Source organism: Microcoleus sp. B7-D4, from assembly GCF_036705125.1.
Classification (GTDB): domain Bacteria; phylum Cyanobacteriota; class Cyanobacteriia; order Cyanobacteriales; family Microcoleaceae; genus Microcoleus.
In genome coordinates, this window is sequence record NZ_JAUBTT010000048.1 from 51,726 (window position 1) to 63,497 (window position 11,772).

An 11,772-nucleotide genomic window follows, 5' to 3' on the forward strand; every position below is an offset into this window, starting at 1 on the left:
ATTCAACCGCACTGCCATGCACCCCGTACAACTCCTCCCCGGCGCTATCTCTGAAATCCTCGCTTCTGTAACGGATACAGGCGTTTTGACTCTGGCGGATCGCTACGGTTTGATGGCCGCCACCTTCGACGACTCTCTGAATGACGAAGACAGAGGCTGTGTCAACCGCTTGTTGCGGGCGGTGCTCCGAGGCCGAGTCCAAGTAGTCAACGAACTTTCAGCAGCATTCTAATCGGGATTTGAAGTTTTGTTCTGAAGGCAAGGTGAGTCAGCGGTAGATGAAAATAGTGGAAACTCAGGCAGGAGTGGAAACAGCGGTAATTTGAATTCGATTTAAAGTTTTCTCCTCTAACTCAACAACGGTTTATTTGTCAAAGCAGCCTTTACAGGCTGCTTTTTTTTTGATCTAATCGCGGATTTCCAGGTTGTACTGGCGGCAGAGGGCGATCAATTTTTGTTGGAATCGATCGCGCACGCTGTCTGGAGAGGCGATCGCGCAATCTTCCCAATAGGGGGCAATTTCGCGGAAAAACCAGAAGGTATTGAAAATCGGACGGGTGACTCGTCTCATTGGCGGATCGCCTTCTAAGTCGCTGACTTCCACATCGCCTTGCTTTCGTCTGTAGTTAAAGGCAAGCCTGCCAAATAAGTGAAACTCTACGGATATTCGCTCTAAATCGGGCAACCATGTTTGATCGACCGACATCACCGCAGCATCTTCAATGCGATCGAGCAGCAGCGTCCAGTTGTGTTCGAGTCCCGGTACGTCTTGATTTCCCTCAGATTCTTCGCAGCGGCACATTAAATACTGTCGCTTTTCAATAGGGACAATCCGAGCGTGTAAGACTGTGTAACTCCAAAGTCGATCAGCAGCATCTCGATAGGAAAGGCGAAATGGTTGGTGTCTGTGGATAAAATTATCGATTTTTTGCCGCCAAGCAGGTAATGGGTTGCTCAAAAACTGATCGATTTGGGCCCGGAAAGGGAGGGTCAGTTCGCTGCGATCGCTCAACAATTGGGCAATAGCCAGCGCTTCATCAGTTTTGCCCAAGTCAAGCAATTGCTGTCGGGCGATGTCTAGGGCTTTGATGCGGGTTTGGGGCCAGTCGTGGTTGGGGGCGATCGTCAGTTGGCGGCGGGCGATGGCTTCTATCAGTTTCGATATGTTCGGGCGATCGCCCCACGTCTTCCCGAATTCTTGGGCCAAGGCTTCCAACTGGGATTTATCTCGTTCAGAAACCGATAGGGTGATCGATTGACCTTTGCGACTCATAAATATACGGACACTTTATCTTGGTACAGGGTTGATTATCTCTATTGTCGGTGTCAATATGGGGAATATCCACTTTCTACGGACACACTTTCAGCATATGTCCGACTACCAAATTACCCTCAAATCCGTTTATTCCTGTCCCGCTGCGGAGATTCCCCAGGAAGTCAAATTACCGGAAGGTTGGACACTTTCTTGGCATCAACTCGAAACTTTAAAGGCAATTCGCGATCCGAATATTGATGTCATTATCAATACCGCGATGACCGGCGACGGTAAAAGCTTGGCGGCTTATCTAGAAACACTTCTCCAAGGAATACTCCAAGGGTATTACAATGTCATTGGACTGTACCCAACAAATGAACTAGCTCGCGACCAAGAAATCCAAATTAAGCAATACATTGAGTTGTTTAAACTCGTTGATGAATTGCGAGTTTCGAGACTGAGTGGCCCGGAGTTAGAAATTTACGCCGAAAGTGAAAACATCAAAAAGTGGGAAGCGATCGCCACTCGCACTCAGCAATCTGAAATAATTCTTACTAATCCTGACATTTTTCACTACCTCCACCGCCACGCTTATTTAACTCCCAAAGATAGTCCGAATAAGCTGTGGAGTCCGATCGATACTAGATTCGAGTTATTCATTGTTGATGAATTTCACGTTTGCACGGCTCCGCAAACTGCCAGCATTATCAACACGATGCTGTTGATTAAGCACACCAACCGCCGCAAAAAGTATCTATTTCTGTCAGCAACACCAGACGAACAATTAATTCACCTTTTACAGAAAGCTGGTTTTCAACCGAAGATCTTTGATCCGCTGACAGAGAACAAATATCGGTTTCCAGATACAGCAAGCCAAAAAATTGAATTACAAGCAGAGGGATGGCGGCAAGTATCGCGAGCAATTTCTTTAACTTTCATTTCTCTGGAACCTACCTATCAAGCTACCGAAACTTGGCTTTGGGAAAATCGCAATTTAATCGAAGATTATTTTCGGCAGCATCCGGGTAGTAAAGGAGCGATTATTCTCAATTCAATTGCAGCCGTCAAGCGTCTAACTCCCAGATTTAAGGAATTCTTGCATACTCTCAGAGTTGAGGAAAACACCAGTTTGACGGGGAAAGGGGATAAAGAGCGATCGCTCGAAGCAGACTTAGTTTTGGGAACTAGCACCATTGATGTCGGCGTTGACTTCAAAATAAATTTCTTAATTTTTGAATCTGCCGATGCAGGCAGTTTCATTCAGCGGTTGGGACGGCTGGGACGCCATGAGAGTCACGAAAAAGATGGTAAAAAGATAGCATTTAATCAGTTTACAGCTTATGCTCTCACACCTAACTTTTTAGTAGCAAGACTATTTGAAGACAAGGATGCACCGCTAGTAGCAGATGGTATTTACGATCGTCCTAAATTCCACGCTCAAATCCGCGATAACTACCGCAAAATCAATGATTTCCGAGGCTATTACAAACGGTGGGCAGGGGTGCAGTCAGTTTTGCTCAGCAGCAGCCAAGGATTAGCCCACCCAACCATCAAACGGGAATTTGCAGAAAGTCATAAAGCATTTAAGAAAGATTGCGAACAAGTCTTTGACACCAGTTTGGGAAGGGTGAGAGGTTGCGTCAAGAAATGGACAATAGAATGGCAGGAGTTATCGAAACAAAAAACAGGAAATCCCATTGCCGAAGATGCTTGCACTTTTCGAGGTTCTAGTTCTCTTCAGTGTGGTTTGTACGACCTCACCGAGCGAAACGAAGCAGACCGATTTAAGACCTACGATTTGCCGGGAATTTTGAGCAATTTGGAAATTGAACCTATGACAGAAGCCGCTTATATGCGACTGCTGCAAGAGACAGCGGAACGCACAGGTCAACCCATCCCTAAAGGACGATTTGAACGCTGTTTAGCCTTTATGAAATTGCAAACTTATCGAGAGGAGCGAATCAATTGGAAATTTATCTATCCCGGAGATTTGGGCGAAGTTGCAGATACTTGGAAAGTTCAAGTTTTGTTGGCTATTCAGGTTTTGCAGCCGGGAAATCGCTGGATTAATGAAATTAACAAGCGGCTTAAATTGCGTGGTTTGGTGAGTTACGTCATCCGCTATCCGGTTCAGGAAGCTAAAAAACGGCTGCAATTGCCCATGCACTTTCAAATTTATCCAATTGACGAGTCTGGTAGGCACGAACCCGGAGCACCTTACTCGGTGGCCTTCGGTCAATCGGCCCTGCTTTTGGATACTCTCGCTTATCGGATCAAGAGTAAAGGGGGTGAAACGTGGATTTGTTGAAAGCTCAAGCCCTGATAGGGATTTGGCATCGTGCCGAAACCGATGCTGGGAAAGGAGGCAACCACCACTAGGAAATGGGTGAAGTTTCAATCCCTGATAGGTATTTATACTCTTGAGCAGAGTCAAGAAGTATTACTTTCCCAGGTGGAGTATAGCAGAAAGTGTAGAAGATAGTTTGATATGGTCTTCACTCATTTAATAGGGTGTAGTAGAATGACAGATGTTGCCCTACGACAGAGAGATGTCCCTATGTCCTCCCAGAAGATCGACCCCGACCAACTGCACCATTTGCTTTGCGGTCTAACACAAGACCTGAGCGAATTCCTGCGCCTATTTACTTCAATCTTACACAAATGTCAAAAACTTGTAACAATTCTTTACGAGCAGCAAAGTCAGATTCAGTGTTCTGAGGCTGAAAACATTTATCTCACAAGGATTAACAGCGATATGACAGACAAAATTTCTGAATTGGAATGTCAAGTAAATCCTTTTTCTCAGGATGGAGATGCTATTTGCAATTCAAGATTTATTGAATAACATCCTGTCGATACTAACCAAGGACTAAATTGCCATGAAAAATCAAGCATTGATAGATTTAGAAATACTTACTTCCCAACTTCCGAATAAAATTCCTTACCTCAAAATGTTAGTTTTGTTTGGCTCTAGAGCAACAGGCCAAACTCATGCTAAAAGTGACTGGGATTTTGCCACACTCTATGATGAAGACAAACGGAAAGCTTGCATTGGAGAGCGTGCTTTTGCTTGGTTTGAGGTTCCTCAAAAACTCGGTGAATTTTTTGAAATCAACAGTGATGAAATTGATGTTGTTGAGTTAAACAGATGCTCCTCACTTATTGCTCATTTTGTCGCTCGTGATGGCAAGGTTTTGTATGAAAGTGAACCCGGAGAATTTGAAAAATTCAAACAAAAGGCTTTGATGAGCGATTCAAAACTGAAGCAAACAGAGTGGGAGCTTCGGAATAAAATTGAGTTGTTTTTGAAGAAATGGGATGTAGTATGAGTATTGAGCCTACAGTTGTTTTAAGCAGATTGGAGTTTATTGGTAATTATCTTCTAGAATTAAGGCGGTTTCGAGGAATGAGTTTAGAAAATTACTTGAGTAGTTTTGACCATAAAACAATTTCGGAGCGAATTATGGAATTAATTGCTCAAGCTGCGATCGATATCAACGAGCATATCCTAACTCGCGACAAAAATATTCAGCCTCTCTCCAATAAAGACTCTTTTGTCAAGGCTGGACAATATGGGATTATCACCCCTGAACTTGCGACAGATTTAGCACTGTCAGCAGGACTCCGTAATATTTTAGCTCACAGATATTTGGAGATAAATTATGTAGAGCTATTCAATGGTATTCAAGCAGCATTAAATCAATATCCGATCTATATCCAACAAATCACTGAATATCTTAATTCTAGGAGGAAGTAGAAAATGGCCAAGAAGAATAAACCAACCGAGTCAGAATTTATACAACTATCACTTTTTGACGCACCACAGAATTTGAATGTTGAACAGTTTGATGATTTGGAAGAGGATGATTTGGAAGAAGAAGACGATGATGATGATTTGGGGTTGGGTTTTGAAAGTACCGATCGCGATATTGAACCGCCCCGACAGGAGTTAATTACCGTCAAGCTTTTGCGATCGGCAATCTTGGCTCAAAATCCCAATGACCCCATCATGGCTGATTTTGCCGAGTATGTTCTGCCCAATCTGCTGCGAGTGGCGATCGGCGTTACTGCTAAAGGCGGTAAATGGATCGAAGCACAAGAACAGGAACTCGCAGCAAAAGGCATAGTGATGAACAGGAGAAGTGCCTCCGATCAATCCCTCAATACTCATTTACTTAATGGACTGTTCCCTGCTAATTTAATCGAACAGCGCCTAGAAAAGTTGAACACAACCGTTAAGCGGGTGATTCGCGAACCAGAAAGACGGTTACTCGTTGCTGCTTTCATTCTCCACGACTTCGAGAAATTTGATTATGACAGATTTCCCCAGATGCCACAGAAATACAAAGATTTTCAGAAAAACAAGGATAATAAAATCCGCGATTTGTCAATCCCAGAACATCGAGAAATTATTGATGCCATCATTCGCGACCTCAATCTGGATCGATTAATTAATTCCAACTATCCAGAAGCCTATCGCGAGTATCTTGATGATTTACTCTGCATCGCTTACAACGCTCAAACGCGATCGGATACCAACTGGAATTTTTCCATACACAGTGGACTTCAGCCTCAACTGGAAGGAGATAAACTGGTTGAATTAGCAAAATTAGCTTGTCTCGCTGACCGTTTAGCATCCATTATCAAACATCCTCAAGACGCTCTTAAACCAGGTGTGAATAATGTGATTGGTCAAGTCAGTGACAGACAACTAAAACTCTCCTATCACAGCATTGCTGAAAATCGCGGTGTCCTCACCAATATTGTCAATAATGCCGTAATGAATGCCCATACTGAAATAAATTCAGAGGATATTCATTACTATGAGCCACTGCTGTATTTACCAACAGGTATCATTTATTTGACACACCGCAATGCACCTTCTGTGACAGTGGATAGCATACCCGATCGAGTTGTCAATCAAATCAAATCTCTCTGTGCCAAAGAACTAGAAGACAGACAAACAGGCTTTAGTCGAGATGGTAAAGGCATGAAATATGCCGATTACTACAATTTATTTTTCGACATCCCTGATTTGATGAAAGTTGCACTTAAAGCAACGTTGAGGATTCTGAAAGATGGAAAAAAGCCTGTTACTAAAGACCGCAGCGATAATCTTGTAAAGTTCCAAAAACAGGAAATTTTATCGGCTGATTATAACTTTCGATTTCCAGATGATATTCGGATAGATCAACTTGCTGAATTTGGGGACGCAGTGAGTCGTAAAATCTGGGGAGATTGCGTTGCTAAAATGGAAGCGGAACGCAAGAAGCGCGACGCGGAACGTAAGAAAGATCCAGAATTACTCAAACTACCAGCAATTGATTTAACTCCCGAAAACTTAATTCATGAAGTTGCAGAGTTCTGGAATCTCTCAGAACACCTGCCAACTATCCGAGAAATTCAACGGATTAATGAAAGCCTCAAAGAACACAAACTTAAAGGCAATACGGGCGGAGTTCCTTACGAATGGTACTATTTAGCCGCTAAATATATAGAACATCACCCTAGCATTGAGGATGTACGTCCAGTTGGTGAGGAGTTGATTGCACATATTACAACTTTAATTCAGCCAATTTTGTCTGAATACAATATCCCCGATGGTTGGGAAGATTTGCGGCTGTGGGTGACGCGAGTTGTAAAGTTGCAAACACCAGAAGCAGAGCCAATCTCAGGTCAGATTTTCTTAGATGAGTTAGAACGTTATCAAGCCGCTAAAAAATCGGGACGGGGAAAACAGTTAGTTTGTTCGATTTCTCACTCGGCTTATACCGTTACCGAACAAATGGAATCAGCCGTTTTATTCACGCCACAAGTTTATACTAACAAGCAAATGCTGGGAGGCTCTAATGCTAAACGCAATATTTCCAGTATTGCTGGCATCGAAATGATGCTGCGGCAGATTTTAATGAGCCAAACTCAGGAAATTGGAGGACGATTTGAGGATGCTAAATACCGATACCTCTACTTTTATCCGACTTATTACTGCACCCCTGAAACGAACGCATTTTTGCATCAGGCTTACGATAATATTTTCCAAACTCGCTTCGATACGGGAGTTCGCAATCACTTTATTAGCAAGGAACTTCAGGCTAATTTTGAATTGAGCCGCTATCAAAGTGTAGATGTCTTTCATTTGGATGAAAGAGCGGAAGGTAAAAAGGACAAGACATTCAAGCTTACTTATCCCGAAAATCAACCGCTTACCTTTTATTTTATGGCATTGCCTCCTGAGAAAAAAGGGAAAGATAAAAAAATAACTGATACAGAATCTTGGATTATGCCAGCTTGGTTAGCGTTTGCATTTCCCATGATTCTGGATGTCAAAACTGTGGTTTCAGAGTCGCCTATTCCGCCATTTAATGACGGTGCAGACTTTGAAGAAAGCGTATTTCTAGATAGCGCACCGCCAGCTTTTAGGGTTTTGACGAAGCGCGATCGCTTTCGCCTCGACTATATCTTAGAAGGATGGGAGGAAAACGGCAAATCTTATCCTGCACCTTTGAATGTTTTAACTGCTGCTTATGCCATTCATCTTGATGTTAATGCGAAACAGGGGAAGTCCGGCTATGACTCCAACTGGGGAAAATTAACTGAACTCGCCACTGATTTTGAAACCAGCCCTCTTTATGTGTTTAGCTACCTCAGTAAGTGGGTGCGGAAACAGAAAAATGAAACGGCGTCAATTCAAAAAATTAAGCTTTATGCTTATCATTTTTACCCTTGTTTTGACGCTTATGCCCAATATAATCATGAAGAGGAACGATTGACTGTGACAAGCGCATCAAGTTTAAACCACCCCCAAAAATTGACGGAATTGTATCGCCGATTTTACCGTGCAAGTAAGCGATATAATCCCAAGGCAAATGCTGTGCTGAAACCGATTGATATTGCTTCTAAAACTATCCTTGAAGCCGATCTGAGTTGTCAAGGTGAATCTTTAGTGTTGACAGTTGCTGCTGAAGTTTCAAAGCTCATGGATCGCGTTCACTCTTCTACTGCGGAAGGACGCTGGATTTTCAGCAATCGAGAGGAAGAAAGACAGGCAATTTTAGAGTTTGGTCGCTACTTTGTTGAGGAGGTATTTGAGAAATCATTTGCGGGCGATCGGGCCCGTTTAGCCGGCCGCCAAATCAACTTAATCCGAGATACCTGCGAATTCATTTATCGTTTAGAGAATGACAAAGAAAATCGCGCTAGAGATGACAAATCCGGTGACGAATCTCAGGAAGAATCTGACAATTAAAGCTGAAGCTAGTGTTTGACAAGCTACACGCAATTTGCACCAGTAACATTTTAACTACAAATTTCACTTAGGAGACAAATCATGCCTTTCTTGAAAACCCTTGATGCTAAATTATTTCATGCCAGCATTCCTTACAAACCAATGGGAAAATATGCCCACTTCCTGACTGTACGAGTGACCGAATCTTATCCTCTCTTTCAGACAGATGGAGAACTAAATAAAGCGCGAGTTAGGGCCGGGATTGAAGATCAAAAACCTATCAGCCGCCTTACCATGTTTAAGCGCAAGCAATCTACACCAGAACGTTTAGTCGGCCGCGAGCTGCTGCGTAACTATGGTTTTATGACCGCTGAAGATTGCGAATACAATGTCAAGTTTGCAATGAATAATCCTGATTGCATTATCTACGGATTTGCGATCGGTGACTCTGGTTCAGAAAAATCAAAAGTAGTAGTTGACACAGCATTTTCAATTACCGCTTTTGATGAATCTCACGAGACTTTTACCCTCAATGCTCCCTTTGAGAATGGCACAATGGCATCTAAGGGTGAAGCAGGTTCTAAACCAGGCGAAGTTACCAGTCGCATCAATCAGCAAGACCACATCAAACCCCAGATTTTCTTTCCTAGCATTGTCACCCTGAAAGACCCTACAGAAGCTAGTTTTTTGTATGTTTTCAACAACATCCTCAGAACCAGACACTATGGCGCTCAAACGACCCGCACAGGTCGAGTCAGAAATGAGTTAATTGGTGTCGTATTTGCCGACGGCGAAATTACCAGTAACCTCCGCTGGACGCAAGCAATTTACGACAAATTGCAGGGTGACGATAAACTTAATTCCAACAACCCTCTCAATGAAGATGATGTGATTATGGCTGCTAGGGCTGCTATCCAAACGTTACTGTCTGAGGAATTTATCGTGCATGAAGACTTTATTGGGGATAAGTTTACACCATTAGTGACAGAGGTTAAAGCTGTTATTGGCAATGAAGATGAACTCAAAAAAATGTTGAAGAAAGCCGATGACGAGGCTAAAGCTTACGCGAAGAAGCATATCAAGGGTAAGGCAGGAGCTACAGCAGCAGCGGAGTAACAACCATGACTTTTATTTACCGCTGTCAAATCGAGTTGCACGATAGCCTTTATTTTGCAACTCGCGAGATAGGGAGACTTTACGAAACAGAGCCGGTAATTCACAATTACGCGCTTTGTTACGCCCTCGGTTTGGTGGATAGCGAAATCTATTCCACCACCGTTTCTGAAGAAGATTCCTATCGCTATTTCTGTCCCGAACAAGTTCCTAAATACGAGACGCATTTAACGGCGCTCAACCAACAGGGGATTTATGTTACTCCGGGGCGATCTATTTCTCACTCCTCTACCCTCAACACTTGGAAATATGCCAACAACAACTATCACGTTGAGATGGAGAAAACTCAGAAAAATATCCCTAGTTTTGGCAGAACCAAAGAAATTGCGCCGGAAAGCAAATTTGAGTTTTTCATAATCTCAGAGAAGTCTCTGAAACTGGCAAAGTGGATACGGTTGGGAAAGTGGATGAGCAAAGCAGCAGTCGAAATCCTAGAACAGAAGGAAGTGAAGCGCTCGACTTCTGAAGCTAACTTAAATTTTCCCTATCTGCTAAATCCTTTAGATGTGATGTTTTCCCATCAAGTGATTAGCTACGATGTGGTTAATATGCCTCCGGTTAGCCTCATCCAAAATGTCAAAATGCTAGGGCGATATTACGAGTTTGAGCCACTCAAAATTCCCGCTTGTATGGAATACCGCTTTCGGGCAGATTAATAGGAGGCAGACCCTCTAGAAATGCGTTCCCAGGTAGAACCTGGGAACGAGCAATTTACCATAATTCCTGTAGGGGCGGGTTCACCAATATCTGTAATAAAAACGAGAGATTCTGTAAACCCGCCCCGATCTTCAATTATGGTCGATCGTTCCCATATCCTATCATATGATATCCCTTGGCTTGACCGTAATACCCCGACCGGGGCGGGTTTTTGAGATTGTCAATTATTGGCAGATATTGTTGGTAAACCCGCCCCTACAATATTATCGGTAATCGATCGCAAATCATATCATTTCCTGGTGGTCTGCAATGCTTTCAACAATCACCAACCATTAACCAAATATGCCACACAGCCTCGTCCTCAACATCCTTCCCCTGGCCCCAATTCCCCCCGGATACCTCACCGGCAGACACCTGCACGCCCTCTTCCTCACCCTCGTGAGCTCCGTTGACAAAAAACTCGGCGATCGCCTCCACGATGCCGCCGCCCAAAAATCCTTCACCCTCAGCCCTTTGCAAACTAAAAAATGCCCTTTCAAAAAACACCATTTCCTGCAATGGGAACACACAGAACCGATTCCAGAACACACCCTCTGTTGGTGGCGAATTACTCTCCTTGATGACACTTTATTCGGCAAGTTAACTCAGCTTTGGCTGAACCTCAATCCCTCGAAGCCGTGGCATCTCGGCCCCGCCGATTTGATGATTACCAAGATTCTCGGAACGCCCCAAGTAGATCAGCCTTGGGCTAATGCTTGCGATTACTCTCAACTGTACGATCGCGCTTCTGAAACCAATCGCTTAATTGCCTTCAGTTTTGCGACTCCTACTACCTTTCGACAGGGCAAATTTGATTCCGTGATTCCTACTAGAGACTGCGTTTTTAATAGTCTCCTTAGTCGCTGGAATAAGTACAGCCCGATCGCACTTCCCGATCTTTCCTTCGATGCACTTTTTTCGACATTTGTCAATATCCGAAGTGAAAAATTGACTAACTATCAAAGCGATTTTGTTGGCATGGTTGGGGAGGTTAGCTATCGGATTTTGGGAGATGTGGAGCCCTTAGTGATTAAGCAAATTAATGCTTTGGCTGATTTTGCTGTTTACTGCGGGGTAGGGAGAAAAACTCCGATGGGGATGGGAATGACTAGGCGAATAGTTGTTAAAAAAGTTCTTGATAACTGAGCGTAAAACCCATAGTCCGCCAGGGGTTGAAACCCCTGCCTAATAGCTAAAGTCCTCTGAAGAGGACTGCAAGAATGAATGGTTAAATTACTTCTTCAGTCGGCTTCAACCTTTGCGCTTACTGTTACCGATAAGCTCAAAATATCATCAATGATTAAATTACTTCTTCAGTCGGTTGAAACCGACATCTTGCAGCAATCTCAATAAGAGGATTTTTCGTGGGAGCGGGCGGGTTTATAGAACCTATTTGCAAGCTTTAAGGCTGTTGGCGAACCCG

The 11,772-nt window shown here is 43.4% G+C and carries 10 protein-coding genes; 9 read left to right on the plus strand and 1 reads right to left on the minus strand.

The genetic code is table 11. From position 1 onward, the window contains the following. The first annotated feature begins 16 nt into the window (after positions 1 to 16). Positions 17 to 232, plus strand: a complete 216-nt coding sequence (locus QUB12_RS19715; protein WP_172188518.1) for a hypothetical protein — start codon at positions 17 to 19, stop codon at positions 230 to 232. A gap of 174 nt (positions 233 to 406) precedes the next feature. Here QUB12_RS19715 and QUB12_RS19720 read toward each other — a convergent pair whose 3' ends face one another. Continuing rightward, positions 407 to 1,273 carry a WYL domain-containing protein gene (locus QUB12_RS19720; protein WP_333308086.1) on the minus strand — a complete coding sequence of 289 codons (867 nt, stop codon included), beginning with the start codon at positions 1,271 to 1,273 and terminating at the stop codon, positions 407 to 409. A 97-nt stretch (positions 1,274 to 1,370) separates the two neighbouring features. Between QUB12_RS19720 and cas3 the strand changes: the two genes are divergently transcribed. The 8 genes from cas3 to cas6 all read left to right on the plus strand — a co-directional run bounded on the left by cas3 (position 1,371) and on the right by cas6 (position 11,495). Further along, the gene (gene cas3 / locus QUB12_RS19725) at positions 1,371 to 3,563 is read left to right on the plus strand and encodes a type I-D CRISPR-associated helicase Cas3' (RefSeq protein WP_333200994.1); all 2,193 of its coding nucleotides are present in this window, start codon (positions 1,371 to 1,373) and stop codon (positions 3,561 to 3,563) included. 249 nt (positions 3,564 to 3,812) lie between these two features. Further along, positions 3,813 to 4,100: a hypothetical protein gene (locus QUB12_RS19730; protein ID WP_333200992.1), complete on the plus strand. Its 288-nt coding sequence runs from the start codon at positions 3,813 to 3,815 to the stop codon at positions 4,098 to 4,100. Positions 4,101 to 4,134: 34 nt separating this feature from the next. Further along, entirely contained in the window at positions 4,135 to 4,584 is a 450-nt protein-coding gene (mntA, locus tag QUB12_RS19735) for a type VII toxin-antitoxin system MntA family adenylyltransferase antitoxin (protein ID WP_333200990.1), read from the plus strand. Beyond that, positions 4,581 to 5,012 (plus strand): type VII toxin-antitoxin system HepT family RNase toxin, encoded by a 432-nt coding sequence (hepT, locus tag QUB12_RS19740; protein ID WP_333200988.1) that lies wholly within the window; start codon positions 4,581 to 4,583, stop codon positions 5,010 to 5,012. Before mntA ends, hepT begins: the two co-directional genes overlap by 4 nt. A 3-nt stretch (positions 5,013 to 5,015) precedes the next feature. Further along, on the plus strand, positions 5,016 to 8,501 hold the full coding sequence (cas10d, locus tag QUB12_RS19745; protein ID WP_333308088.1) for a type I-D CRISPR-associated protein Cas10d/Csc3: 3,486 nt from the start codon (positions 5,016 to 5,018) through the stop codon (positions 8,499 to 8,501). 81 nt (positions 8,502 to 8,582) lie between these two features. Continuing rightward, positions 8,583 to 9,596 carry a type I-D CRISPR-associated protein Cas7/Csc2 gene (gene cas7d, locus QUB12_RS19750; RefSeq protein WP_333140116.1) on the plus strand — a complete coding sequence of 338 codons (1,014 nt, stop codon included), beginning with the start codon at positions 8,583 to 8,585 and terminating at the stop codon, positions 9,594 to 9,596. Positions 9,597 to 9,601: 5 nt separating this feature from the next. Beyond that, on the plus strand, positions 9,602 to 10,309 hold the full coding sequence (gene cas5d / locus QUB12_RS19755; RefSeq protein ID WP_333140114.1) for a type I-D CRISPR-associated protein Cas5/Csc1: 708 nt from the start codon (positions 9,602 to 9,604) through the stop codon (positions 10,307 to 10,309). Positions 10,310 to 10,652: 343 nt separating this feature from the next. Beyond that, entirely contained in the window at positions 10,653 to 11,495 is an 843-nt protein-coding gene (cas6, locus tag QUB12_RS19760; protein WP_333140112.1) for a CRISPR-associated endoribonuclease Cas6, read from the plus strand. Positions 11,496 to 11,772 lie beyond the last annotated feature (277 nt).

Excerpts from the sequence above, each read along its gene's own strand:
- QUB12_RS19715 (WP_172188518.1), top strand. The coding sequence starts at position 17 with ATGCACCCCGTACAACTCCTCCCCGGCGCTATCTCTGAAATCCTCGCT.
- QUB12_RS19720 (WP_333308086.1), bottom strand. The coding sequence starts at position 1,273 with ATGAGTCGCAAAGGTCAATCGATCACCCTATCGGTTTCTGAACGAGAT.
- cas3 (WP_333200994.1), top strand. The coding sequence starts at position 1,371 with ATGTCCGACTACCAAATTACCCTCAAATCCGTTTATTCCTGTCCCGCT.
- QUB12_RS19730 (WP_333200992.1), top strand. The coding sequence starts at position 3,813 with ATGTCCTCCCAGAAGATCGACCCCGACCAACTGCACCATTTGCTTTGC.
- mntA (WP_333200990.1), top strand. The coding sequence starts at position 4,135 with ATGAAAAATCAAGCATTGATAGATTTAGAAATACTTACTTCCCAACTT.
- hepT (WP_333200988.1), top strand. The coding sequence starts at position 4,581 with ATGAGTATTGAGCCTACAGTTGTTTTAAGCAGATTGGAGTTTATTGGT.
- cas10d (WP_333308088.1), top strand. The coding sequence starts at position 5,016 with ATGGCCAAGAAGAATAAACCAACCGAGTCAGAATTTATACAACTATCA.
- cas7d (WP_333140116.1), top strand. The coding sequence starts at position 8,583 with ATGCCTTTCTTGAAAACCCTTGATGCTAAATTATTTCATGCCAGCATT.
- cas5d (WP_333140114.1), top strand. The coding sequence starts at position 9,602 with ATGACTTTTATTTACCGCTGTCAAATCGAGTTGCACGATAGCCTTTAT.
- cas6 (WP_333140112.1), top strand. The coding sequence starts at position 10,653 with ATGCCACACAGCCTCGTCCTCAACATCCTTCCCCTGGCCCCAATTCCC.